We start from the raw sequence: 26185 nt of genomic DNA, 5'->3' as shown, positions 1-26185 counted from the left end.
CTGAGATCAAATAGTTACATTAAATATAAGCATCAACATAACAAAGCAAAACTTCAGTCACATCGCCATTTAAGCTAAAGACATCTACTCTCGATTACCCTGCGTTTCAGCGCCCGGTTTATACATATCCACATCGCCAGCATCAGGCTTGCTTTCGGTGACCGGAGCCGATTCGTCTAATCCTGGCATGACGACACTCGGCTTATCTTTGTCTTCAGGCCGTTTTCCCAGCAAATAGTAATCTAATGCCTTACGTGCGATTGGCGCCGCCGCCGCCGCACCGAAACCGCCGTTTTCGACAATGACGGCGATGGCAATCGTCGGTTTATCTGCCGGCGCAAAAGCGGTGTACAACGCATGATCACGGAAGCGCTCACCGACGGCATGCTGATTGTATTTTTCGTTTTGCTTGATCGTAAATACCTGCGCGGTACCGGTTTTGCCACCTGATTCATAGCCAGCACCGGCAAAAACCCGCGCTGCTGTACCTTCGTGCGTCACACCCACCATCGCACGCTTAATAAAATCGATATTTTCCTGCTTTAACGGAATTCTAAAACTCTCTTTTGGCACCGTCACCGTGTGCTGATGCGTCACGCCATCTTCAATAATTTTTACCAGATGCGGCTTCATGACAATGCCATCGTTCACCAGCGTAGCCGTCGCATGCGCAATCTGCAGCGGTGTAAAGGTGTTGAAACCCTGACCAATTCCCAGAGAAACAGTATCCCCGCCTTGCCATTTCTGACGCGCAGCAGTTTTAAAGGCCGACCGTTTCCATGCGGTCGATGGTAGCAATCCCTTGCGCTCATGTTCGAGATCGATCCCTGTGATCTGTCCGAAACCAAACGGCTTCATAAAATCGTGAATCGCATCGACACCCAAATCGTTGGCTAACATATAAAAATACGTATCGCAGGATTCAACAATCGCCTTATACATATCAACCACGCCATGGCCACCCACCTTATCATCGCGGAAACGATGACCTCCGAGCATGAAAAATCCCATGTCTCTGATTGTTTGCTGTGGTGTACGCTTCCCTAGTTCAAGCCCGGCCAAGGCCATAAATGGCTTGTAGGTAGAACCCGGAGGATACGCACCATTCATTGGCCGGTTGATGAGCGGATGGTCTGGAGAATTGAGTAGTTCGTTCCAGCTTTGCTGATCAATGCCATCGACAAACAGATTCAAATCGTAACTTGGTTGCGACACATAGGCAAGAATGTCGCCCGTTGCAGGGTTAATTGCCACCAGCGCACCACGATGATCACCAAAGGCTTTCTGCACGATTTTTTGCAATTCAATATCAATGGAAAGAATCAGATTTTTGCCCGGTATGGCCGACGTACGCGATAAAGTTCGCACGGCACGCCCACTCGCTGATATCTCGATTTCTTCGTAACCGGTGGTGCCGTGAAGCTGGCTTTCGTAACTCTTTTCAAGGCCTTCCTTGCCAATATAATCGGTACCTTTGTAATTAGCCGCATCGTCGCCTTCATCGATTGCTTTGGCGTCATTTTGACTGATGCGTCCGATATAGCCGATCACGTGCGCGGCGACGTCGCCGAGTGGATATTCACGGAATAAGCGCGCCTGAACATCAACGCCGGGGAAGCGATAACGTTGTACCGTAAACTTTGCCACTTCTTCGTCAGTCAATCGCGTGCGAATAGGCAAGCTGGCAAAGCTTTTTGAATCATCCATCAATTTTTTGAATCGCCGCCGATCCTTCGGCTCAATGTCAATTAACTTGGACAAATCATCAATCACATCTTCAAGTTTACCGTTGATTTTGGAGCGCGTGATTTCAAGCGTGTACGCAGAATAATTGCGCGCCAGCACGACACCGTTACGATCCAGAATCAGTCCGCGATTGGGAACGATAGGAACTAACGAAATGCGATTTTCCTCGGCTTGCGCTGCGTAAACGTCATGACGAATAATTTGCAGCCAGACAAATCGCGCCACCAAGAGGGAAAAACAAAACAACACGAATACCACCGCAGCGGTGATCCGCATCCGGAAGTTATGTAGCTCGCGTTCCGTATTCTTAAATTCTGTCATGAGGTTTGCACCGTGAGATTCTGGCGCAGAGAAGAGCGACCGGCGTCGCCCAAAGCGATGTCGCATAATTAGATCGGTCGATTATCATCACGATTGATGGCACGTCGTTGCGGTGCCAATAACATCCAGCTAAGCAATGGCCATAAAAGCATGCTGACCAGGCTTTCCGTAAAAAACAACCAGCCGGGAAATTTGCCACTGATAATCAGACGCAAAACGAGTTGCACCGCTTGCGTCAACAAGAGTAACGGTAATATGTGGAGAGCCTGACCCAATGGCGAAAACCATAATACGCGCCGATGGATCATGATTGCGAAATACGAAAGTAGTGTGTACGCCAATGCATTTTGCCCCAACAGCGTTGCATCATGCACATCAACCAGCAATCCCATGCAGAACGCGATAACGATGCCGATCTTGCGTGGCTGATGAATGCTCCAGAACACCAATACCAATGCAACAAAATCAGGCACACCCGGCAACTGGCCCCAAGGCATCAGGTTCAGAAAAAAAGCCAGCAGTAACGTCATCCCGATAAAAAGCGGATTAGCAGGCAATAAAATATAGTGTGGGCGACTCATCGGCTACGTTCCTGCAATTTTTTTCGCGCAAGCTCGGCCTTCGCATCGCGGGCGGCATTCTTCATCGCATCTTTGTTCGCTTCTTTGTCGGCTTCACTCGCCGCGTTTGCTGCTTCTTGCGCTTTTTCTCTAGGGCTGTCAGTCAAGCGGCGCTTGCTCAGCGTATCGACTTTTCCACTACTCGGTTTGACAATATCATCCGGGCGCGGTGCCGGTTTTGGATCAACCAGCAAAATCAGTAGTTGTCTGTGGCGGTCAATCCCGGCCGCAGGTGCGCAGACGATATGTGCAAATGCATCGGCAGATTTATTTTCAACCAAAACCACTTTCGCGACGGTCAAGCCGGGCGGATACACGCCGTCGATGCCCGAGGTCACCAATACATCGTCTTTTTTGACATCCGCATTGGCCGCCATAAAACGCAAATCGAGAAATCCGGATTGACCGCGACCATACGCGACACTTCGCAAACCATTCCGTAAAACCTGCACCGGAATAGCCTGATCTTTATCAGTTAACAATGTGATTTCAGAGGTAAAAGGAAATACGCGAGTGACCTGCCCAACAATGCCCGCGTCGTCAATGACCGGCTGTCCGGTAAGAACGCCCTGCTGGGAGCCACGATCAACCACGACCTTGCGCGTAAAGGGATCACGCGCGTCATAAAGAATTTCACTCATTACCGATTTCACTGCCAGCTGTTGTTGCGCACCCAACAACTTACGCAACTGAACATTTTCTACTGCCAGCAATTGCGCTTGTTGCAATTGCTGCGCACGCGATGCCTGTACGGTACGCAATTCTCGGTTTTCTTTTTCTACCGACGACAATGTCGAGAAATAATCGATCATCCGATAGGTAGCATCACGCGGCATGAGCGCTACGGCCTGGACCGGATAAAGCACGGTACTGACTGCCTGTCGCAGAAGGACGAGCGCATGCAAACGCGCGTCGACGATCAGCAGCGTGAGCGCCAGCAACGTACAAACAATCGCCTTTCCGCGTGCCGAAGCACCTTGCTTAAAGAGGGGAGGCGGGCTGTATTCCATTGATGGCAAACAGGTTATTGGTGACTAAATTGAAGAAAAATGCACTAAAAATGATCGCCTGACGAGAGTATCAAGCGAGCCGCAAACAACTGCGGATCACCGAAAATCACCCCAAATAATCAAGGACGACCACGGAGCACCGTGGCTGTTCGCCCATCGACACGAAGGGCCGAGTCCGGAAAAAACCGTCTCAGCCATCGTTGCACTGCCTTAAATCGAAAGCCGAAGCATGAAGATATGGCAGCACACCCTATCTAGGTGAATTACTCGTACGAGAAAATCGATCCCAGCTTGTCCATCCGTTCCAGCGCCATGCCAGAACCGCGCACCACGCAAGTCAATGGGTCTTCGGCAACGATGACCGGCAAACCGGTCTCTTCCATTAACAGGCGGTCCAAATCACGCAGCAAAGCGCCGCCACCCGTGAGCATCATGCCTTTTTCGGCAATATCCGCACCCAGTTCCGGAGGCGTCTGTTCAAGGGCATTTTTTACTGCAGAAACAATGTTATTGAGCGGATCAGTCAGCGCTTCCAGGATTTCGTTGCTGGAAATAGTGAACGAACGCGGAATACCTTCCGACAAGTTGCGCCCTTTTACTTCCATTTCTTTCACTTCAGAACCCGGGAATGCAGAACCGATAGCTTTCTTGATTGCTTCCGCGGTTTGTTCACCGATCAACATGCCGTAGTTGCGACGGATGTAATTAACAATAGCCTCATCAAACTTGTCGCCACCAACGCGTACTGAGCCTTTGTAGACCATGCCGCCCAATGAAATGATACCGACTTCGGTTGTGCCACCACCAATATCGACCACCATTGAACCAGTCGCGTCAGAAACCGGCAAACCTGCACCGATTGCTGCAGCCATTGGCTCTTCAATCAGGAATACCTGAGAAGCGCCCGCGCCCAATGCCGACTCGCGAATTGCACGGCGTTCAACCTGTGTAGAACCGCAAGGTACGCAGATAATAATCCGCGGCGAAGGCCTGAACATCTTCGTATCGTGAACCATGCGAATGAACTGTTTAAGCATTTGTTCGGTGACAGTGAAATCGGCAATAACGCCGTCTTTCATCGGCCGGATCGCCTCGATATTGCCAGGAACCTTACCCAGCATTTGCTTGGCTTCGCGTCCTACCGCCTGAATTGTTTTTTTACCATTGGGACCGCCTTGTTGGCGGATAGCAACCACAGAGGGTTCGTCGAGAACGATGCCTTTGTCACGTACATAAATAAGCGTATTCGCGGTACCTAGATCAATCGCCAGATCGTTCGAGAAGTAACTGCGTAAAAATCCAAACATGAATTGTCCTGATGCGCAACAATGGTGCGCCTAAGCGTTTTATAAGGGGAATCTATTATCAGCGCATGGCCTTCTTCAGCGTTCTTTAAAAATCAGTTAACCGGCCCAACCCTAAATATGACACGTTTAACAACGCATTCTAGTTGCAATATTTGCAACCACATTCTTGGCCTAAGCTGTTTTCCGAGTGTTTTTAAAGCAGCACCTCTGCGACATGCGGCATGGACCCGACATTCTACCTTATAATTTGAATGACATTGATCGACAAAAGGCTAGAAATGCTGGCCTTTTACAAAGCTTTAAGAAGTTTTATCGACATTAAAGACCTTCATACAACACTTTCAGCAGCGCATTTTGCGCCACCAAAACATATGTCTCTAGCCCTTTCCGACGTTAAACGTATTGCCCATCTCGCCCGCCTTGAGCTGACCGAAGACCAGGCCACGGCCACCTTAGATAAACTAAATGGCATTTTTTCATTGGTGGAACAGCTAAGCGCCGTTGATACCACGGGTGTTGAGCCGTTAAGTCATCCGATTGCCGCGCTGCAGACAGATCTTTCATTGCGCCTGCGCGACGACGTCGTTACCGAAACCAACCGCCGCGAGGATTACCAACGCACTGCACCCGCAACCGAGGACGGCCTCTATCTCGTTCCAAAAGTCATCGAATAATTTTCTTTAAAGAAATATAACGCACTCGAGTGATAAATAAATTAATTAATTCATTTAATTATTTATCTGCAATAACCCAATAACCACTATTCACTAACGTCAGGCGCGCTATTTTCGACGCATCATGGAGCGACCATCCGTGCATCGAAAATATAATAAAACGGCAAACCGGTGCCAATTGCGCAACACTCACCGGCAGAAAACCCTAGGAAATATGAATTGCTGAAAACACATCTTTTGTCCGTATCTTACGATTAATGCAATTAATTCGGACGATGTGCAGCGAATGAATCATTCCTTATTTACCCGGCAAGTTTCCATCACATGCATACAAAAACTCTTAAACAACTGTCGATACTGCTTCACGATAAGAAAATTTCTTCTGTGGAACTGACTACACAATTTTTGGCACGTATTCAGCAAAGTGATCTCAATGCTTTTCTGCACGTAGACCCCGAGTTGACCTTGCAACAAGCGCGCAACGCCGACCAACGACTGGCTCAAAATAACGCCACACCCTTGACCGGCCTACCGATCGCGCACAAAGATATTTTTGTCACGCGTGACTGGCGTTCCACTGCCGGCTCCAAAATGTTGGAAAATTACGTCAGCCCTTTCGATGCAACCGTCGTGTCGCATTTTAAAGATGCCGGCATGGTGCACCTGGGCAAGCTGAACTGCGATGAATTTGCGATGGGTTCATCGAACGAAAACTCCCATTTCGGCGCCGTTAAAAACCCGTGGGATAAAACCGCGATTCCGGGCGGCTCATCAGGCGGTTCGGCAGCGGCTGTGGCCGCGAGATTAACGCCAGCGGCCACCGCCACCGACACGGGCGGATCAATCCGTCAACCCGCGTCGCTATGCGGCGTTACGGGCATCAAACCGACCTACGGTAGCGTCTCGCGGTTCGGAATGATCGCCTTTGCTTCGTCACTCGATCAGGCCGGGCCCATCGCTCAAACTGCAGAAGATTGCGCTTTGTTGCTCAATGCGATGGTTGGATTTGATCCGCGCGACTCCACCAGTCTGGAGCGCCCAAAAGAAGATTTTACCCGTGACCTGAACAACGATATCAAAGGTTTGCGAATCGGCATCCCAAAAGAATATTTTAGCAGCGGTCTCGCACCCGACGTTGAACAAGCGGTGCGCGCAGCCTTGAGCGAGTACGAAAAATTGGGCGCCGTTCTGGTCGACATTTCGCTCCCGAAAACCGAACTGTCGATACCCGTGTATTACGTGATTGCGCCAGCCGAAGCATCGTCCAATCTGAGTCGCTTCGACGGCGTCCGCTACGGACATCGCGCAGCCGATTACAAAGATCTGGCCGATATGTATCAAAAATCGCGTGCTGAGGGATTTGGCGAAGAAGTAAAACGTCGTATTCTGGTAGGTGCCTACGTGTTGTCGCACGGATATTACGATGCCTATTATTTGCAAGCGCAAAAAATCCGTCGCCTGATCGCAGAAGATTTTCAAAAAGCACTGACTGGCCCTAACCGTTTATGCGAGGTCATCATGGGCCCTGTATCTCCTACCGTGGCGTGGGATTTAGGCGCGAAAGCGAATGATCCCGTGGCGAATTATCTAGCCGACATTTATACCTTATCGAGTAGTCTGGCTGGCTTGCCAGGCATGTCGATTCCATGCGGTTTTGGGCAGGGCGAAAAAAATGCGCAGCGTCCGGTTGGATTGCAGATTATCGGAAGCTATTTTGATGAAGCTAAGCTGCTCAACGTTGCACACCAATATCAGCGCGTAACCGACTGGCATTTGCGGTCGCCCAACTAACCGAAACGAGAAATTCGCCATGCGCGTCATCCACACCTGTTTGCACCGCTATTTTGTTACGCTACTGATATTACTGGGCATAACACTACTGTCGACATCCGTGTATGCGCAAGAATTGCAGACCAAATTCGGCTGTAATACGACCCATACTGAAGGTGGTGAAAAAGTTATTTTGGCCGATGAAGGCGAAATACATTTGGATGGCACCAAGATAAAAACTTTCCGTTGGGAATCGGATCAGTATCGGACGATGCACGGCTTCGATTGCAGCGTGGATGAAAGCGACGAACCGGTCGCTGAAGTCACGCAGAGTGGTGATAAACCGGGCTGGCGTGTCACCCTAAAAGATCCAGTGGCGGCAAGAGATCGACGCGGTTTTGATTTTTATAATCATGGCAAAAACTGCAGTATCCGTTTGCAACGCGATGGCGACACGTTAAGCATTAAACCGAGCTGTCCGGCGTTGTGCGGCTCAAGAGTAAATTTTACGGAATTGTCGGTAAATTTAAAAACCGGCACGTGCCGTCACGAAGAATAAACACAGCATTGTGCGCGATTGCCTGAGTTGGCGACACTTTCAATATGGTCAATAAGGCCCATCGCGCACGTACAGAAAAGAAACGAGAAAATTATGCAATGGGAAGTCGTAATCGGTCTTGAAACGCATGCACAGCTTTCGACCAAATCAAAAATTTTCAGTGGCTCCTCTACGCAATTCGGCGCTGAACCCAATACCCAGGCCAGTCCGGTCGATCTGGCATTACCCGGTGTATTGCCGGTTCTTAATCGTGGCGCCGTTGAGCGCGCTATCCAGTTTGGTCTGGCGGTCGATGCGGTCATTGCGCCACAATCCGTTTTTGCACGCAAAAACTATTTTTATCCGGATTTGCCTAAAGGCTACCAAATCAGTCAGTTTGAGATTCCGGTTGTACAAGGTGGCAAGGTGTCGTTCGTGATGGAAAAAGACGGAAAGAGCGAAATTCGCTCGGTTCAGCTGACGCGCGCGCATCTGGAAGAAGATGCAGGAAAATCGCTCCACGAAGACTATCAAGGCATGACCGGTATTGACTTAAATCGTGCCGGCACACCATTGCTGGAAATCGTCACCGAACCAGATATGCGCAGCGCAACAGAAGCGGTTGCTTACGCCAAATCATTACATGCATTAGTCATGTGGCTGGGTATTTCTGACGGCAACATGCAGGAAGGCTCTTTCCGCTGCGATGCCAATGTGTCGGTACGCCCGGTCGGACAAAAGGAATACGGTACGCGGCGTGAAATCAAAAATCTGAACTCGTTCCGCTTCCTTGAAGAGGCGATCAATTACGAAGTTCAGAACCAAATCGAAACCATTGAAGACGGTGGCACGATTCGCCAGGAAACACGCCTCTACGACCCTGATAAAAAAGAAACACGCTCAATGCGCAGCAAGGAAGATTCGCAGGATTATCGCTACTTCCCGGACCCTGATTTGCCACCGCTGGTCATTTCCCGGGAATGGGTCGAACGCGTACGGGCGACCATGCCGGAATTGCCGGGAGCGATGCGTGAGCGTTTTATGCGCGAATATGGTCTGTCGGACTACGATGCAATCGTCTTGACCCAATCGAAGGCAATGGCCGCGTATTTTGAAGCGGTGGTAACCATAGCGGGCAAAGACCAGGCCAAACCGGCTGCTAACTGGCTGATGGGCGATATCTCATCGACACTTCACCGCGAAGACGTTGATATCAGCGTCGCACCGGTCAGCGCGAGCCAATTTGCGTTGCTGCTGCAACGTATCGCTGACGGCACTATTTCCAACAAAATAGCCAAAGAAGTGTTTGCCGCAATGTGGGACGCAAAAGCTTCTCAGGATACGTTGGCTGATGAGATCATCGATAGCAAAGGTCTGAAGCAGATTTCGGATAGCGGCGCGTTAGAAAAGATCATCGATGATGTATTGGCCGCCAATACCAAATCGGTTGAAGAGTTCCGGTCCGGCAAGGAAAAAGCATTTAATGCGCTCATCGGACAGGCGATGAAAGCCAGTAAGGGCAAAGCCAATCCTACCCAGTTGACAGAATTATTGAAACAAAAACTGGCATCGTAGACGCTGAAAAAAAGGTCGGGGCTAATCACGCAATCAGGTCAAAAGGTATACCGCCCCGACCTGATTAGGCTCAATCAAACTTGCCGCACTCGCACATGGCTCTGCTACCCATACAAAACGCGTCATCAGCGATTCGAGGCGGTTGACTGGCTAACGGTTAGCGCCCGGTAACGCGCTAACGTTTCATCAAATTTAACATTGATTCCGGCGGCTTCTTTTTGATGCGCATTCAAGCTGGTTTTACCGCTCTCTAAAGCATGCTGCGCATCGTCGATACGCCATTGGACGTTGCCGGGAAGCTTTCTATTTTTATAGAATTCTGTATCTGCCTGCGCCTGCTTCAATTGATTTTCTGCATCCAATATAAACGCTTGATCGCGTTTAATCATATCTTGCGACAGACCAAGGTAATAACGCCGCGACGCTGCGATATCACCCTCGCTACGATAGCGCGCCATCAATGCTCTATCTTGCTGGCGCTGCTCTTCCACCACTGCAACCGCTAAGCGACGCTTATCTTCCAGCAGTTGCTGTTGCCGTTTTTGTTCAGCATTGAGTGGCGCGGGGATTTCGCGCCGTAGCAAACCGGTATTACTGAGTTCACGCATCGCCCGATCAGCACATTCTGGCATAGGATGATCAGAAGTCATCGTCCGTCCTGCGGAGTCCTTGCAAGTAAAAATCTGGCTGCGCACTGGCAACGGCAACGCACAAATAACACCTATAAAAATCATCGTAAAAACAGTCAGACAAGGCAAACTCAATGCACTTGTGAAGCTGTGCATTCGTTGTGCCATTAGTCGCGTTTTTAGTTGAATCTTTACGCTTGAATTCATGCGCTTATCCGCAAATTAACGCCGCCAGTCAGTGTGAGCCCATTTTGCATTACATCGCCTAGCGCTAGCTAACATTCATCCCGCCAACCAATCCATTTGGGTACTATCCTGGCAACCAAGGTTTGCCTCGAACAGATAGCAAAGAACGAACATATACGCCAACTGTGGCGCATGATGGAGTCAACATTTTTTATAATCAGTTCACGCCATAACGCGTACGATAAGAAGCCACTGCGTCTTTATATTGCGCCAACTGCGGGTCCGCACCGGCAGCCGAAATATACGTCAGCAAATCGTTTAAATTGCCTATTGAAATCACTGGCAATCCAAATTCTCGACCCACTTCTTCCACTGCTGACTTCTCGGAAAGCGCATCGTCCTTACCTGAGCGCTCCATCCGGTCCAGTGCGATCAGGACCGCACATGGGGTTGCACCGGCAGCGCGGATCATCGCTACTGATTCACGTACCGAAGTACCGGCCGAAATGACGTCATCGATAATGACTACGCGCCCTTCCAACTTGGCCCCAACGATAGTGCCGCCTTCGCCATGATCCTTGGCTTCCTTGCGGTTATACGAAAATGCTACATTGCGGCCTTCGGCAGCCATTGCGACTGCCGTTGCCGACGCCAGCGTAATGCCTTTATAAGCGGGACCGAACAGCATGTCGAACTCAACCCCGGAGTCCAGCAAAGTGCGGGCGTAAAACTGCGATAACTGCGCCAGCGTTGCGCCTTCGTTAAATAATCCGGCGTTAAAGAAATAAGGCGAAGTGCGCCCCGCTTTGGTCACAAAATCACCAAACCGCAGAACGCCCGAGGCGACAGAAAACGCAATAAACTGCTGACGTAAATTATTCAAGATAGTTTCCAGACGGTAAGCATGCAGATTAAAATAACCAATTCGGTGACAAATTTTGTCGCTTTCATACAGAAATCCGACACATCGCATCATTTTAAATGGTGTTCACGCCAACGGGTAATCAATTGCAAACAACGTGCCCACGTAGATTTGCGCTCGAGCAACTCTGCGTAAAAACGCCAAATTCAGACTAACGCAACTTAGGCACTTTAACGTTATTCATTATCCAACTCTTCTACCAGACAGTTGATCCAGGTTCGCAAAAATATAAAGCGTCGTTTTCAAGTGTAAACAAAACGACAATTTATCTGACTAACCCGATATCACCCGATTTTCGGTACACTATCGCCTATGCCGCATTCTTCTTCCCCCGAAATAATCCAGCGTGGCAACGAACCGTATCAGGTCACTTTTGACGCCATGCGCGCCTTCACTGACGCCCGCACCTCCGACACCGCTGATCAGTTATGGATCGTCGAGCATCCGCCCGTATTCACGCTGGGGCTTGCTGCCGATCCGGGCCATGTTCTGGCACCGCATGCCATTCCGATCGTACAAACTGATCGTGGAGGTGAAGTCACTTATCATGGCCCCGGTCAGGTAGTTATCTATTTACTGATCGATTTGCGCCGAAAACGCACAGAAAGCCGTCTTTTTGCACGTGAATTTGTCCACGTCATTGAGCAAGCGGTGATCGAGACCCTCGCAGCGTATAATCTTGCTGGTGAGCGCAAATCCGGCGCACCCGGCATTTACATGGCCGATGGCCCATGGCAAGGTGCTAAGATCGCAGCGCTCGGGTTGAAAATTCGCGCCAGCGGCTGCACATATCATGGCGTCTCGCTCAATGTTGCGATGGATTTGACACCATTTTCCTGGATCAATCCGTGCGGCTACGAAGGCTTGGCGACGATCGATATGAAAACGTTGGGGACTGATGCGGCGTTATCTGCAGTGCAGTTAGCACTCGCTCACATACTGATTGAACGCCTCGGTTGATGCTTCACCAAAGAAGATTACTTAGACTATGACTACAGAAACTACTCCACTACACGTTGTTGATACTGCTAAAGCTGCCCTCGCCCCTAATACTGGTGCTATTCCGGCCGCGCCCTATAATCCGCTAGAAAAGCAAAAAGGTGCCAGCAAAACTGCGCGCATTCCAATCAAAATCATTCCGATTGAGCGCCTCAAAAAGCCGGACTGGATTCGCGTCAAGGCGGCATCGCCGACCACACGCTTCTATGAAATCAAAGATATTCTGCGCGCCAACAGCCTGGTGACGGTCTGTGAAGAAGCCAGTTGTCCCAACATCGGTGAGTGTTTCGGTAAGGGCACGGCAACCTTCATGATCATGGGTGATAAATGCACCCGCCGCTGCCCGTTCTGCGACGTCGGCCATGGCCGTCCTGATCCGTTAGATGTCAACGAACCCGAAAATCTGGCAAAAACCATTGCCGAATTACGCCTAAGTTATGTTGTCATCACCAGCGTTGACCGCGATGATTTACGCGATGGCGGTGCAGGCCATTTCGCCGAATGTATCCGTCGCGTCCGCGAATTGTCACCCAACACGCGGATTGAAATCCTGACGCCTGACTTCCGCGGCCGCATGGACCGCGCACTTGAAATCCTCAATGCAGCTCCCCCGGACGTCATGAACCATAATCTGGAAACTGCACCGCGCCTGTATAAAGAAGCGCGTCCGGGTTCGGATTATGATTACTCGCTCAATTTACTCAAACGTTTCAAGGCGCTGCATCCAAAGGTTCCGACCAAGTCCGGCATCATGGTGGGATTGGGCGAAACGGACGAGGAAGTATTGCAAGTAATGCGAGATCTGCGCGCGCATGACGTTGACATGCTGACGATCGGCCAGTATTTGATGCCAAGCGGCAACCACTTGCCAGTGCGTCGCTACGTGCATCCTGATACGTTTAAAATGTACGAAGAAGAAGCGTACAAAATGGGGTTTGTCCATGCTGCGGTCGGCGCAATGGTGCGTAGTTCGTATCATGCGGATGAGCAGGCGCACGATGTTTTGGCAGCAATGCCAAAATGAATGATGCAAAAAAATAATACGATTACATCGAAAAGCATCCAATAACGGTTTGCTTTTCGAAATATGTTTCTACGCTGCACCATCTCGCTTGCTGGATACGCTGAACTAAAGCGTATTCAGCATTCCAACATTATTCCCTATGCACGATTCCATCAGCCGGTTCTTTGTCTGAAGTGTTTACCTGTGCGCCGGCTAATCGATCTCACACCCAACTTAACGGTTCATCAAGAAATATAAAAGAAACACATTAACGACTAAAAGCACTAGCGCGGTAGGCAACTGGGCCTTAATTACAGCGTTTCGATCCGGCAACTCCAGCAACGCTGCCGGTACGATATTAAAGTTCGCTGCCATGGGCGTCATGAGCGTGCCGCAATAGCCGGAGAACATCCCGATTGAGGCCATTACGGCTGGATTTGCGCCATATACGCCGACCAATACCGGCACACCGACACCGCCAGCCATGACCGGAAACGCAGCAAAACCGTTGCCCATCACCACCGTGAAAAGCGCCATGCCAAACACGTACACCATGACGGCGACAAATTTATAATCCATATTGATGTATGACGTAGTGATGTGCGCGACCGCTTTGCCGACACCGGCGTCAGAGAACACCAAACCGAGCATTCCCAGCATTTGCGGCAACACTACCGCCCAACCCAGCGCTTCGGTCAGGCGTCGCGATTCCCGCATCGATTGCGCAGGCGTGTCATGTGTCAACCAGCAAGCCAATCCCAGCGCGACGATACAGCCTATTCCGAGGCTGACCAGCGTGGTATTTTTCGGGTCTAGCAAAAAGCTGTCACCAAATTTGACGTTGTGCAGCAGGACCGTACCAATGACCGTCACGATAGGAATTGCTAAAGCAGGAACAAATAATTTATTCCCGAGCCGACCGGCACTGGCGCGCCGCGCCGCATCCGGAAGCTCAACATGTTTACCAGCCCCGACCCATCCTAAACCGGCGATCAACGCCATCAAAATCACGCCCAGTCCGACCAGTGCTGGTGGCAAACGGTCACCAATCAAAAAAGCTGCCGCAAATAATCCCCAAAATAAACCACTAGACCAACGACGTGGGTTGCTGCTGTCGCGTAACGTCATCACAGCAGTAATGGCGAGAATCACACCAACCAGATAATAAAGATAAGTAACTGAAATAATCATGACTTAGTTCCATCCTGGTTGGTCGTCGACGCTGAGGTGGCGGTCTTTGCATGCGGTTGATAATTCATCTCCCGATCCAGCGCCGCGTCTAATCGCGATAGGCGATAGCCATGAATAATGAAGGCGGAAATCGCGGTGGGAATACCCCACAACGCAATATGTAGCGGTTCGACGTCGATACCAGCCTCATGCAGAAAGGTGGACATCAAGACGATTGCACCAAAGGCTACAAAAATATCTTCACCAAAAAATAGGCCGATATTATCCGTGGCGGCAGCATAAGCACGTAACTTGAAGCGTACAGCATCGGTCAGTTTGCCATAACGGGTTTCGGCGGCCCCTTCGGTCATCGGAGCCAACAGCGGCCGCACCATCTGCGGATGACCACCCAGACTAGTCAAACCGATAGCGGCAGTCAATTCACGCGCGGCCAGATAAACGATCAATAAACGTCCAGCAGTCGCCGACTTGATACGCCCAATCCAGTTTTGCGCATGCAAGCGCAAACCGTGCCGCTCAAGTAGTCCGATGATGGCCAACGGCAGCAGGATGATTAAAGGTAAATTACGGGTCTTGATAAAACCAGTGCCGATTTCTGCAAGCACCTGTTCGGCCGGAAACTGTGCAGCGACCCCGGTCACTATCGCGGCAACGGCGACCACCAGCATGGGATTGAAGCGCAGGATAAAACCCGCAATGATCACAACGACGCCGATTAAAGGCCACAAACTGACTGCAGAGTGCATATATTTCCAATATTAAGATTGCTAACTGGTGCGTCGTTGATGCTTCTGGTGCGGATTACTTTAGTAATGGGAATAGCGAAAAATCGTCTGTCACGGAGGCAATCTCCGGCCCGCGTCGGGCAGTCACGGCAATACCCTCTTGCGCCAAATAAGCGCGAATGCGCTGAGCAAAAGCCAATGCATGTGCGCCATCGCCATGCAAACATACTGTATCCGCTATCAACGGAACCCAACAGCCGTTTATCGCCTGCACCTTGCCATCACGGACCATGCTGATTGTTTGTGCCAGCGCTTTCTCTTCATCCTCAATCATGTCACCCGGTGTGCCGCGCTTGACCAGGCTGCCATCAGCGTTATATCCACGGTCGGCAAAAACTTCTTCAACCGCCACCAGGCCCGCCTTTCTAGCGGCGGTAATCAACGCGCTATTGGCCAAGCCAAACAATGCCAGAGCGGGATCAAAATCACGAACCGCTGCCACAATCGCAGCGGCCAATTTGGGATCGCGCGCAGCTTGATTATATAGCGCGCCATGCGGCTTGACGTGGACTAACCGCGCACCTTGTGCTTCCGCAATCGCAGCCAGCGCGCCGATCTGGTAAAGCATGCCACTGTAAATCTCTTGCGCTGGCAAATGCATCTCGGTCCGACCAAAATTATCGGGATCAGGAAAACTAGGATGCGCACCAATGGCAACGCCATACTGTATCGCCCATGCAACCGTTTGCTGCATCAACACTGCTCTGCCGGCATGCCAACCGCAGGCGATATTGGCGGAACTGATCAATGCGAGCAAGGCCTGATCGCTGGCACCACCTTCACCGAGATCAGCGTTCAGGTCAACGTTAAGGGCCACATCTCGCGTTTGAGAAGAATGATGCGTCAACGGCATCGCAGATGTCTCCGTCGAATCAGGCAATAAAGCGGACGTAGAAATATCTGCCAAATTTCCCTCTTTTTTTGTCGTCTTCTTCATCAGTTACTCCTTCATTTTCGCGTCATTTTTTTTCCGGATGCAGCCACGTCATGGCCCTATCGATTTGCTCCAGATATAACGTTTCATTAATGAGCTCCTGGCGAGCTTGTTCGGCATTACACTCAATAAACTGTAGCGTCCGATTAAAGCGAAGCTGTGCAAGCTTGGGAATATCAGCGGCGATGACGACGCCTATTTTTGGGTAGCCACCGGTGGTTTGAGCATCGGCCATCAAGACGATTGGTTGACCTGCTGGTGGTACCTGAATGACGCCGGGAAAAACGCCGTGCGATAGCATATCAACGCTCTTTTTAGTCTTCAACTCCGGCCCCGACAAGCGAAATCCCATACGGTTACTTTGCGGAGTGAGTGTCCATACGCTTTTCCAAAAAGCACGTTGTGCCGCCACCGAAAACAGCGCATATTCCGAACCAGGAATTACCCGAATCTGCATTGGTTGTGCGTACTTCGATTCTGTGTCCAAGTCGTACCAATCGGGTGCGCGAACGCCAAATCGAGGGGCGCACGGGATAGGTGACGAGGCCGGATTCGGCACCGCCATCGTCAATTGATCTCCATCCAAAAGTGCTCGGCCACAATGGCCGCCAAATCCGGCAGACATATCGGTCGAACGTGAACCCAGCTGCAAAGCAACACCAAGTCCACCTGCGATGGCAATATAGGCACGCATGCCTTTTTTTGCCGAATGCAATTTTAAAGTCTGACCCGCCCTGACCGGAATACTCCAACATGGCCCAACGCTTCTACCGTCAAGTGTCGCCGCAAAATCAGCACCGCCAACAGCAATCCGTGTGTCAGCAGTGAAGCGCAATACGCAAGGACCGAGCGTGATTTCCAGCCCCGCGGCATCAATTGCATTACCGACCAACTTATTTGAAATAGCGAGCGCGATGCGGTCCAAGGCGCCCGACTGACAGATGCCCAAATGCCGAAAGCCGCTGCGCCCCATATCTTGGATGGAGTTCAAGCGACCAGCACGGATGACGTCAATCATGATAAATCCCCACTAACCACAAAGCGCACCCGGTCACCGGGTTGCAACAGTGTTGGCGACGCAGCGGATGGATCGAATAACCGCACATCCGAATGACCAATTAACTGCCATCCACCGGGCGATGCGGCGGGATAGATGGCAGTTTGGCTGCCGCCAATGGCGACCGAACCGGCGGGCACAACTAAGCGTGGCTCACGGCGACGCGGAGTAGCTAGCAACGGATCTAGTCCACCCATGTACGCAAAACCAGGTTGAAAACCAAGGAAAAAAACGACGTAATCAGCAGCTGTGTGGCGCCGGATCACTTCCGCTACGGACAATCCGGTATGTTCTGCAACCGCTGTTAAATCAGGACCGCGGTCTCCGCCGTACACTACAGGAATGTCAATCTGACGACCGCTCTTAGTGACAGCTGTCGATTTATTCCAGGCGGTTAATAATTTGCCTGCCAGATCATCGAAGTCAGCAATCAATGGGTCAAACAATATCGTCAAATTATTCATCCCAGGGACAACATCACGAACGTGCGGCCACGCGTTTGCTTTAGCCGCAATGGCCCACAAACGCTGCTGGCAATCCAGTGTTGCGCTGACTGCAACGCTGCCGATGCCGCCGACAGTTAATGTCAGGGAACCTTCGCCCAAAAAATGAATTTCCGCCTGATCCAGGGTCGGTTGAAGCTTGGACTCGGTCATCTCGCTTATTTCCTTCCACACGCTACAAAGCGGTGCATGATGGTGATGGATTAAGTCAAGTTAAGCGACTTAAACAGTAATTAGCATAAAGAAGCTAGCAATATCGGCCATCAAAAATAAAATGTCAATAAATTGTATGTAAATAGATCATAAATCGTATTCAAATCATCATCTTCGAACCATGAATCCTTGGGCAAATTCACGTCTTCATCAATAAATCAAGACACTGAAAAGCAATTCTCAATTAGCATGCAAACGAAGCCTCTTTTATGTGCTTAGCGATTGTTTCATAATAGCAACTATACGGCACATACTGCTTTTAGACTAATTTCGCGTAGATTCATAGATTGTTTTTTATTTAATTTTTACGCCTTCAAAGGTGTACCGGGACACAACATGAATACCCCATCAAAAATACTGTCATCGGCGCATCTGGCGTCGGAAAGTACCTCAGAGTTATCTGAACTTGAATATGCGTTAATTATTGCTGGCAATGCTTTTAACCGCTGGATGGCACGTTGCATGGCGGCGGCTGGCGTAAAAGATATGACACCAATTGAGGTGTCTTTGTTGCATCATGTTTGCCACCGCGAGCGCAAAAAAAAATTAGCCGATATTTGCTTCGTACTGAATATTGAGGACACGCACGTTGCTAGCTATGCGCTAAAAAAATTGGTTAAAACGGGCTTGGTAGCGAGCGAGAAAGTCGGCAAAGAGGCTTTTTTTTCGGCAACTGAGAAAGGCTATGCACTAGCTCAGGCATACCGTCAAGTGCGAGAGGAATGCCTCATTCCACTGCTATCGGATACCGGCTTATCGAATCAAAGCCTGGGCGAGACGGCTAAATTGTTACGAACGGCGTCGGGGCTATACGATACGGCATCGCGGGCGGCGACTTCACGGTAAATCAGTCGACAAACAAAAAGGCGCATAGAAAATCCATGCGCCTTCATTATTTGATTTGCGATCTTGCGATCAAGATCATCAATTGATCATGCTGCTAAGGCCTTATCGAGCAATTGATGCAGCTCAGCAAAAGAGGGCTCGCCCACATAACGCTTAATAATATTGCCTTTTTTGTCGATGACAAAAGTAGTCGGTGTCAGTTTGACGTCACCAAATGAATTAGCAATCTTATCGTTGGTATCTAACGCTACCTGAAACGGCAAACCGCGTGTTTTCACAAAATTCAGGACATAGTTTGGGGGATCGTAGCTCATGGCGACCGCCACAAAATCCAAACCCTGGGCTTTATATTTATCGTAAGTTGCCACCATTTTAGGCATTTCACCGACACAGGTAGTACAACTAGTGGCCCAGAAATTGACCATCACAACTTTGCCACGCAAACTCTTGAGAGAGACCTGCTCGCCTTTCAAATTCGTGAAACTGACGTCCGGTGCAAAATTTTTATGCGAAAGCGACAGCATGACAAACAAGCCTGTTGCCACAATCACGATCGCGATTGCAAGCTTTATCCAGAGCGGCTTGCGGGGTGCGGCGTCTACTTGAGATTGCATAAATTATCCAATACCGATCAGGCCAGAAGACCTTCATTATAGTCATCTGGCTAGCGACTTGCTGAAGTAGACGCAAGGATTGCCAATCGAATAACAATCTAACGCGTTACTTGCCCAAGAGGGAGCAAAAAGAATCGAAGAATTAGCCTTGCCATATCGAGCCAATAATCTTGGCCCCTGCCATCCACATGCATAGTCAGAAACCCCATTCGGCAGCTTACGTTCACCCAAAAAATCGAGATCACTGCAAGACTTACTCATATTGCTTTCATAGCATCAACATTAACAATCTGGCGCTTTGGTCAGCGCGGGTGTCGGTTATTGACCAGCCCGCGCTGCCAAACGCTATCCATCGATTTTTTAGCTTTTTATTGCTATTTTTGTTACTTTTTTATTTCTGAGGTGCCGACGACAACTGCGTCAACTCTTCTTCCGTCATGTACTCAAAGGCCTTAACGACTTTTTGCACACCATCAACGCCGGCCGCGATTTCCGCCGCACGCTTGGCTTCACGTTCGGTCGCCTGGCCCATTAAGTATACGACCCCACGCTCAGTGACGACTTTGACCGCATTGCCAAAGACATCTTTTGCGTCAAGCAAGGAAGCTTTGACCTTGCTCGTAATGTACGTATCGTTAGAACGTTGCCCAAAAGATGATGGCTCAGCGACTACCAATTCATTGAGGACTGAATGCACACCTTCGATTGCTTTCGTCTCTTGTTCTGCGGCAACTTTCGCAGCATCATCGCGCACTTCGCCGGTTATCAATACGCGGCGATTGAAGCTGGTCACATTAATGTGACTTGGCTCTCCGACGATACCGACAATGCGTGACTCGGCTTTAATAGCAATCGTTTTATCATCGGTTTGCGCACCCAGCGTACGACGATCAGTTGCCGCAAATCCTCCGACTACCGCGCCGCCAAGCAACAATCCGACACAACCTTGCACGCTCATCGCTACCGCGCCGCATAAAGCTATTGTCATCAACGGACGTCGTAACGTATTCCAACGACTTTGTGCACTAATCATTCACATCTCCTCCGAATAAAGCGACATCGATGCCGTCGCATAAGCAATGAATTGTCAGCAGGTGTACTTCTTGAATGCGCGCGGTACGATCATGCGGCACGCAGATATGGACATCTGCATCGGTCAATCTTTGATTTATGGCGCCACCACCTTTGCCCGTCAACGCCACTACCCGCATATCACGCTCAAGTGCTACGTCAATCGCCGCAAGGATGTTAGCGGAATTGCCGGATGTCGTGAAAGCCAGTAACACGTCACCCGCTTGTCCAAAGGCCTGAACCTGTTTGGAAAAAATCTCATTGTAACTATAGTCATTGGCGATCGCTGTAATGATCGATGTGTCCGTGCTGAGCGCCATTGCAGGCAACGGCAACCGCTCACGTTCAAATCGGCCGACCAGTTCTGCTGCAAAATGCTGACTGTCCGCAGCGGAGCCGCCGTTGCCACAGCAAAGAATCTTGTTCCCGTTTGACAACGCAGAAAACATTAGTTCAACTGCCGCTGCAATTGGTTGTACTAATTCCGCCGCAGCGTTGGTTTTGAGTTCGGCACTTTCTTGGAAATGCGCCAGGATACGTTGATTGATCATAATAGGCTGTTTATAAAAGAGTTAATTAGAGTAGCAGATTGGCCAGCATGGTTTCATTATTCGTGTTTCAGGTATCTTTTAGTCTGTGCGGCGCACTGCGAATCATCACGCGTCGAAAGCATTTTTTATCCATTCCATGACCTCTCCGTCGATGGCAATAACATCAAACCGGCAAGCCGGTGGTTGGCGATAACGCTGTAAAAAATGTTGCGCAGCGATAATCAGGCGGCGTTGTTTACTAGCGGTGACACTGGCTGCTGCCCCACCATGCCGTCGATCGGCACGCTGCCGGACTTCGACAAAAACGAGCGAAGCCGTCGCAGACGCCGATCCGAAAGCAACCAGGCGATGTGGAGAAGGCGTCACTTCTTGCAATCGTCCTTGACCCGTGCCGTCCAGCATAATCAGATCGATTTCGCCACCCTTGCAACTAAAATTTCGCTCAATCAGCGTAAGTTGACGATGCTGCAGATAATCTAATGCCGCGTCTTCTGCCAGTTGTCCACTAATTTGGCGTGTGCTGCGACGATCAGGTATTAGCAAATTTTTGAAAAAATTCATCGCCTAGTTTTCTTCGCTCGGATTCTTCACTTATTTTTTACATTTCTGCGCTTCAATCGGCTACCGTCGATTCCGGTAATCGGTGCCTTAAATCAGTTCCTATAGTTAGCGATCTTCAAGCGGTACAACGACGCCATCCTGATACGCCGCCGTTGGCTCGGTCCGCTCGAAAGCCGGAGTACCGACGCCAAAACCGATATTCAACTGACCCGTAACACCCCGAAGCTGAAAAGCGATATTTCGCTTGGCAATCTGGCGACTGACGTTAAAAGCGTCAATGCCGAGTGCATATAACCGTTCCAGATCCGCATTATGCGCCCCGCCTTCGCTCGCCACTCGCCGCGGATATAATCTCATGGCAGGATTTTCCGGCGTGAGTAGCCAAGGAATATCCAGCAATCGCACACCACTCAGTTCTGCCAGGCGCTTGCTATCACCGCCATTTAAAGAATTTAATTGAGAGATGCCATACATAGTCGTCTCTGGACCGACGGACGTGCGCACTTGCGAGGCTTGATCGGCGGTCAACGCGACAAATATTGCCCTCGGATTTTCAGTTTGGATACGTTGGTTGAGCTGATCCATAGCACCAGCGTTGGCGACGCCTTGCGTCATGCTGATCGTCATCACTTCAGTCACCAGTCCAGCACTGGCGGCCTGCTGCACAAAAGCACTAACGACGCGTCGTTGCCAACTAGCGGCGGTGGCAATCACAAACACTTTGCCCGGGCCTTGCTCTACACCGATCCAATCGGCAACCTGGCGCGCTTCAGCCTCAATCGACAAGCCAATAGGCAGCAATAACGGTGGCAATCTGGTCTCTTCGGCAGCGGATAAGTCCGGTTGCGTCAGGGCGACAGTCGGTTTGGTTATCTGCCCATTTTTGACGATGGCAGTCATCCCCGTACGCGATAACGGACCAACCAGAATATCGTAATGCGGACTCGCCGCAAGATAGGCAGCAAGCATGTCGGCTGGTGTATCAGTCGCCTCGATCACGGTAACGGCAAGACCACTTTTATCGCGCTCATAGGCAGCAAGAAAACCACTTCTTAATGCCTCCGCAGCACTTCCCAGCGGTCCCGAGCGCGTCGGTAATAACAAGGCAATACTCGCCAGTGGGATATGATCATCGCCGATATCATTGGCAACCTGCTCCACAACTGTTGTGTTTGCCAGCGCAGCGGGGGACAATCCGTGCATCATGACACCGGCCAACACAAGCAACAACGGCTTTGCCCATTTGTATAACATTGATAACTCTCCATGACTGAACATTCTGCCAGCAACCTTCTTACCTTACCAATTCTTTCGGAGGTTAGTCTGCAAACATATCCGCTGTCGACATTATATGTGCTTGCCACGCCAATCGGAAATGTCTGCGACATTAGTCTGCGCGCACTGCATGTCCTGTCGCTGGTTGACGCGGTCGCTTGCGAAGACACCCGAAACACGGCACATTTGCTCAATCGATATGGTATTTCCAAGCCGCTTCTGGCGGCGCATCAACACAACGAGCACGAAGCAGCAGAAAAGATCGTTGCCAGACTGCAAGCGGGCGAGCGTATCGCACTGGTTTCTGATGCCGGTACGCCTGGAGTTTCCGATCCCGGCGCGCGAATCGTTGACGCTGTTATAAAAGCTGGTTTGCGTGCCTTACCGTTGCCAGGACCATCGGCAGCTATTACAGCGCTTTCGGTTAGTGGCCTGTTGCACGATCAATTTCAATTTGTAGGTTTTTTACCAAGTAAAACGCGTCAACGAGAAACGGTATTGGCTAGTTTGGCCAACGTCGCGGCGACGCTGGTCTTGTATGAAGCACCACATCGCATCATAGAGACCGTTGATGCGTTGGTCCAAGCGTTTGGCCCAGTTAGACAGATCGTTCTGGCGCGTGAGTTAACGAAGCTGTTCGAGACCATACACCGCTGCCCTTTGGGAGACGCACCTACATGGCTTGCGGCAGATCCCATGCGCCAAAAAGGAGAATTTGTCATTCTCATCGACTCACCGCCGGTGGCAGTGGATGACGGTGCGGAAGGCGATCGAATTCTCAAAATTCTGCTGGCAGAACTATCCGTTAAGCAAGCGGCATCGCTGGCAGCGCAAATCAGCGGGCAAAAGAAAAACGCCTTGTATGACAGGGCGCTGGTATTAAAAGGGGCGCAGGAAAAAGGGGCGCAAGAGGCCGAGCTGTGATGCGCGAACAAGTTTGCTTATGCGATGGTTAATTTAGAAACTATTGATTAAAAATCCAACATAATCATGGACGTTCGGCATGTTGAATACTCGCCCGGGGTCATTTATTGTGATGATTATGAGGTTAATGGATTGCATAAAAAATCCACATTTTTATAGCCATACTGGCAAGATGGGCGACGTATTTTTGCAACGTTTAACCCTAGTTACTGGTTGGTATTCGGGTTCAAGCGTAGAATCCCGCAAATTGTGCAGTGCATCACAGCATGTAAAATCCGTTATTTTTCAGATAACAAAACGGGACAGACGCAAATATTAAGCACAGGACACATTTAATAACCTGGTTTATATAGGCGCCATAAATAAGAAAGAAACCATGAGTAATACGCAAAGCGGTAGCAAGACACCTTTTACCTCAGCACGATTACATGTCATTACGCTTGGTGCTTTGGGTGTCGTGTTTGGCGATATTGGCACAAGCCCGTTGTATGCACTAAAGGAAAGTTTTAGCCCGGAACACGGCATTCCCTTTTCATCCAGCGCAGTGATGGGCATCATTTCGATGCTATTTTGGGCGATTATGGTCGTCGTCACACTGAAGTACATTTATTTAGTGATGCGCGCCGATAACAATGGCGAGGGTGGCGTTTTAGCGCTGATGGCACTCGCTTTACGCACCGCCAAAAGCGGCTCGCGCTGGGCCAAATGGCTCATGATGCTTGGCGTGTTCGGTGCATGCATGTTTTATGGCGACGTGGTGATTACACCCGCCATTTCGGTGCTATCCGCGGTTGAGGGTCTTGGCATCGCAGCGCCGCAATTAGCACATTTCATTATTCCATTAACCGTAGCCATTATCATCGTCCTCTTCTTGATCCAGCGACATGGCACGTCAATAGTGGGCAAGCTATTCGGTCCGGTGATGTTGCTGTGGTTTATCTCCCTCGGTCTGCTCGGTATTTATAACATTCTGAAAGCACCGGAAATTCTGGCTGCGATAAATCCTTACTACGCGCTCCAATTTATGGTGGAACATGCGCAACTTGCGTTTGTTGTACTCGGTTCAGTTGTGCTGGTCCTCACTGGCGTAGAAGCGCTATATGCGGATATGGGACATTTTGGCGTCAGGCCTATCCGTTTTGCCTGGCTGTATACCGTCATGCCTTGTCTGCTGCTATGTTATTTCGGCCAGGGCGCTAACTTGATTGTGAACCCATCCGCGGTATCGAATCCTTTCTATCTAATGGTCCCGGATGCATTGCTTTTGCCGATGGTGATTCTTTCCACTTTTGCCACTGTGATCGCCTCTCAAGCCGTAATTTCCGGTGCATTCTCGCTCACAAGCCAAGCAATTCTGTTGGGCTTCGTCCCCCGCATGCGTATTTTGCACACTTCAGAAGATGAGCGTGGTCAAATTTACGTCCCGGTCATCAACTGGATGTTGCTGGTGCTGGTTGTCGCTGTCGTGCTGGCATTTAAGAAGTCAGACAATCTTGCTGCAGCGTATGGTGTTGCCGTGACTGCCACAATGCTGATCACGACGATGCTCCTAGCGGTGGTCATGCGCACGTTATGGAAGTGGCATCCATTAGTCGTGGCGCTGATTATCGGTGCTATTTTTATCGTCGATTTCGGTTTCTTCGCTGCCAACCTGATGAAAATCCCTGACGGTGGCTGGTTCACTATTCTGCTCGGCGTGATCACTTTCTTCCTGCTGATCACCTGGTATTCAGGTCGCATGCTGCTGCGTGAACGTAGTCAGGATGAGGGTATTCCGCTTGAACCGTTCATTGAAGGCCTGCTGGCCCATCCACCACATCGGGTTGATGGTACGGCAGTCTTTCTTACTGGCAATATTGCCACGGTGCCGGTTGCGATGCTGCACAATCTCAAGCACAATCGGATTTTGCACAAACGTGTTTTCTTCCTGAAGATCAGCATATGGGATATCCCTTACGTTGACGACAATAAGCGGTTGACGCTGAAAGAAATGGGTGGCGAGGTTTATTTGCTGCGCGCCGCGTTTGGCTTCAAAGAAGCGCCGGACGTCAACACCGTCATGAATTTAACCAATAAACAATTCGGACACGAGTTTGACTTGATGGATACCTCGTTCTTCCTGGCCCGCGATACGATCGTGCCGAGCAAATTACCTGGCATGTGGTTATGGCGTGAAAAGTTATTCGCCTGGATGTATGCCAATGGCGCTAAACCATCAGACTTCTTCCACATCCCTATTAATCGTGTGGTCGAGTTGGGTACCAAGGTTGAGATTTAAAGTTTGCATCTATGTATCGGTCCGATCTTCGATAATCGAACCAATTGCAGCAAAAGATGTTTTAAATAAGAAAGGGAGCCAA

Annotated in this window: 25 protein-coding genes; 9 read left to right on the top strand and 16 right to left on the bottom strand. The window is 50.1% G+C overall.

Translation table 11 applies throughout. From position 1 onward, the window contains the following. Positions 1-84: 84 nt before the first annotated feature. The 4 genes from mrdA to ACXX82_RS12025 form a co-directional block, all read right to left on the bottom strand. The gene (gene mrdA / locus ACXX82_RS12040) at positions 85-2067 is read right to left on the bottom strand and encodes a penicillin-binding protein 2 (RefSeq protein WP_323506487.1); all 1983 of its coding nucleotides are present in this window, start codon (positions 2065-2067) and stop codon (positions 85-87) included. A gap of 68 nt (positions 2068-2135) precedes the next feature. Then, on the bottom strand, positions 2136-2648 hold the full coding sequence (gene mreD, locus ACXX82_RS12035; protein ID WP_322234957.1) for a rod shape-determining protein MreD: 513 nt from the start codon (positions 2646-2648) through the stop codon (positions 2136-2138). Continuing rightward, a complete protein-coding gene (gene mreC, locus ACXX82_RS12030) occupies positions 2645-3697 on the bottom strand; it encodes a rod shape-determining protein MreC (RefSeq protein ID WP_322234954.1) in 1053 nt (350 codons plus the stop codon). The genes mreD and mreC overlap by 4 nt, the downstream gene beginning before the upstream one ends. Before the next feature lie 263 nt (positions 3698-3960). Beyond that, a complete protein-coding gene (locus ACXX82_RS12025; RefSeq protein WP_322234952.1) occupies positions 3961-5004 on the bottom strand; it encodes a rod shape-determining protein in 1044 nt (347 codons plus the stop codon). 371 nt (positions 5005-5375) lie between these two features. Between ACXX82_RS12025 and gatC the strand changes: the two genes are divergently transcribed. The 4 genes from gatC to gatB all read left to right on the top strand — a co-directional run bounded on the left by gatC (position 5376) and on the right by gatB (position 9561). After that, entirely contained in the window at positions 5376-5678 is a 303-nt protein-coding gene (gene gatC, locus ACXX82_RS12020) for an Asp-tRNA(Asn)/Glu-tRNA(Gln) amidotransferase subunit GatC (protein ID WP_322240352.1), read from the top strand. Positions 5679-6002: 324 nt separating this feature from the next. Next, positions 6003-7469, top strand: coding sequence for an Asp-tRNA(Asn)/Glu-tRNA(Gln) amidotransferase subunit GatA (gene gatA / locus ACXX82_RS12015; protein ID WP_458562992.1), 1467 nt, complete (start codon positions 6003-6005; stop codon positions 7467-7469). A gap of 19 nt (positions 7470-7488) precedes the next feature. Beyond that, entirely contained in the window at positions 7489-8007 is a 519-nt protein-coding gene (locus ACXX82_RS12010; RefSeq protein WP_458562991.1) for a hypothetical protein, read from the top strand. Positions 8008-8100: 93 nt separating this feature from the next. Continuing rightward, positions 8101-9561, top strand: coding sequence for an Asp-tRNA(Asn)/Glu-tRNA(Gln) amidotransferase subunit GatB (gatB, locus tag ACXX82_RS12005; protein ID WP_322234944.1), 1461 nt, complete (start codon positions 8101-8103; stop codon positions 9559-9561). Between the two features lie 125 nt (positions 9562-9686). Here gatB and ACXX82_RS12000 read toward each other — a convergent pair whose 3' ends face one another. Both ACXX82_RS12000 and pyrE read right to left on the bottom strand, forming a co-directional pair. Then, positions 9687-10397, bottom strand: a complete 711-nt coding sequence (locus ACXX82_RS12000) for a hypothetical protein (protein ID WP_322234942.1) — start codon at positions 10395-10397, stop codon at positions 9687-9689. A gap of 196 nt (positions 10398-10593) precedes the next feature. Continuing rightward, entirely contained in the window at positions 10594-11259 is a 666-nt protein-coding gene (gene pyrE / locus ACXX82_RS11995) for an orotate phosphoribosyltransferase (protein ID WP_322234940.1), read from the bottom strand. Between the two features lie 351 nt (positions 11260-11610). Between pyrE and lipB the strand changes: the two genes are divergently transcribed. Further along, the gene (gene lipB, locus ACXX82_RS11990) at positions 11611-12258 is read left to right on the top strand and encodes a lipoyl(octanoyl) transferase LipB (RefSeq protein WP_458562990.1); all 648 of its coding nucleotides are present in this window, start codon (positions 11611-11613) and stop codon (positions 12256-12258) included. A gap of 28 nt (positions 12259-12286) precedes the next feature. Further along, positions 12287-13321, top strand: a complete 1035-nt coding sequence (gene lipA / locus ACXX82_RS11985; RefSeq protein WP_322234936.1) for a lipoyl synthase — start codon at positions 12287-12289, stop codon at positions 13319-13321. A 213-nt stretch (positions 13322-13534) separates the two neighbouring features. Here the strand turns inward: lipA and ACXX82_RS11980 are convergent, their stop codons facing one another. The 5 genes from ACXX82_RS11980 to pxpB form a co-directional block, all read right to left on the bottom strand. Then, positions 13535-14491, bottom strand: coding sequence for a DUF979 domain-containing protein (locus ACXX82_RS11980; protein WP_322234934.1), 957 nt, complete (start codon positions 14489-14491; stop codon positions 13535-13537). After that, positions 14488-15237 carry a DUF969 domain-containing protein gene (locus ACXX82_RS11975; protein WP_322234932.1) on the bottom strand — a complete coding sequence of 250 codons (750 nt, stop codon included), beginning with the start codon at positions 15235-15237 and terminating at the stop codon, positions 14488-14490. Before ACXX82_RS11975 ends, ACXX82_RS11980 begins: the two co-directional genes overlap by 4 nt. A 55-nt stretch (positions 15238-15292) precedes the next feature. Continuing rightward, a complete protein-coding gene (gene pxpA, locus ACXX82_RS11970; protein WP_322240349.1) occupies positions 15293-16129 on the bottom strand; it encodes a 5-oxoprolinase subunit PxpA in 837 nt (278 codons plus the stop codon). A gap of 106 nt (positions 16130-16235) precedes the next feature. Then, the gene (locus tag ACXX82_RS11965) at positions 16236-17228 is read right to left on the bottom strand and encodes a 5-oxoprolinase subunit C family protein (protein WP_458562989.1); all 993 of its coding nucleotides are present in this window, start codon (positions 17226-17228) and stop codon (positions 16236-16238) included. Beyond that, positions 17225-17896 carry a 5-oxoprolinase subunit PxpB gene (gene pxpB, locus ACXX82_RS11960; RefSeq protein ID WP_458563986.1) on the bottom strand — a complete coding sequence of 224 codons (672 nt, stop codon included), beginning with the start codon at positions 17894-17896 and terminating at the stop codon, positions 17225-17227. The genes ACXX82_RS11965 and pxpB overlap by 4 nt, the downstream gene beginning before the upstream one ends. Positions 17897-18319: 423 nt before the next feature. Here pxpB and ACXX82_RS11955 point away from each other — a divergent pair, with 423 nt between their 5' ends. Next, entirely contained in the window at positions 18320-18829 is a 510-nt protein-coding gene (locus ACXX82_RS11955) for a winged helix DNA-binding protein (RefSeq protein ID WP_322234928.1), read from the top strand. Positions 18830-18915: 86 nt separating this feature from the next. Here ACXX82_RS11955 and ACXX82_RS11950 read toward each other — a convergent pair whose 3' ends face one another. From ACXX82_RS11950 to ACXX82_RS11930, 5 genes are all read right to left on the bottom strand, one after another. Further along, positions 18916-19443: a TlpA disulfide reductase family protein gene (locus ACXX82_RS11950; RefSeq protein ID WP_458562988.1), complete on the bottom strand. Its 528-nt coding sequence runs from the start codon at positions 19441-19443 to the stop codon at positions 18916-18918. A gap of 391 nt (positions 19444-19834) precedes the next feature. Next, complete coding sequence (locus ACXX82_RS11945) at positions 19835-20476, bottom strand: BON domain-containing protein (RefSeq protein ID WP_322234925.1); 642 nt, start codon at positions 20474-20476, stop codon at positions 19835-19837. Next, positions 20469-21065 (bottom strand): phosphoheptose isomerase, encoded by a 597-nt coding sequence (locus ACXX82_RS11940; protein ID WP_322234923.1) that lies wholly within the window; start codon positions 21063-21065, stop codon positions 20469-20471. Before ACXX82_RS11940 ends, ACXX82_RS11945 begins: the two co-directional genes overlap by 8 nt. A gap of 105 nt (positions 21066-21170) precedes the next feature. Continuing rightward, a complete protein-coding gene (locus tag ACXX82_RS11935; protein ID WP_322234921.1) occupies positions 21171-21626 on the bottom strand; it encodes a YraN family protein in 456 nt (151 codons plus the stop codon). Positions 21627-21731: 105 nt separating this feature from the next. Beyond that, positions 21732-22880: a penicillin-binding protein activator gene (locus ACXX82_RS11930; RefSeq protein WP_322234919.1), complete on the bottom strand. Its 1149-nt coding sequence runs from the start codon at positions 22878-22880 to the stop codon at positions 21732-21734. Positions 22881-22892: 12 nt separating this feature from the next. On the opposite strand from ACXX82_RS11930, the gene rsmI reads away from it, so the two are divergent. Next, on the top strand, positions 22893-23825 hold the full coding sequence (rsmI, locus tag ACXX82_RS11925; protein WP_322234918.1) for a 16S rRNA (cytidine(1402)-2'-O)-methyltransferase: 933 nt from the start codon (positions 22893-22895) through the stop codon (positions 23823-23825). A gap of 376 nt (positions 23826-24201) precedes the next feature. Continuing rightward, positions 24202-26103: a potassium transporter Kup gene (locus tag ACXX82_RS11920; RefSeq protein ID WP_323506479.1), complete on the top strand. Its 1902-nt coding sequence runs from the start codon at positions 24202-24204 to the stop codon at positions 26101-26103. Positions 26104-26185: the final 82 nt, after the last annotated feature.

It is taken from the genome of Glaciimonas sp. GNP009, assembly GCF_054343755.1.
The sequence above is the reverse complement of the archived record's forward strand: the minus strand, read 5'-3'. Positions and strand labels throughout refer to the sequence as shown.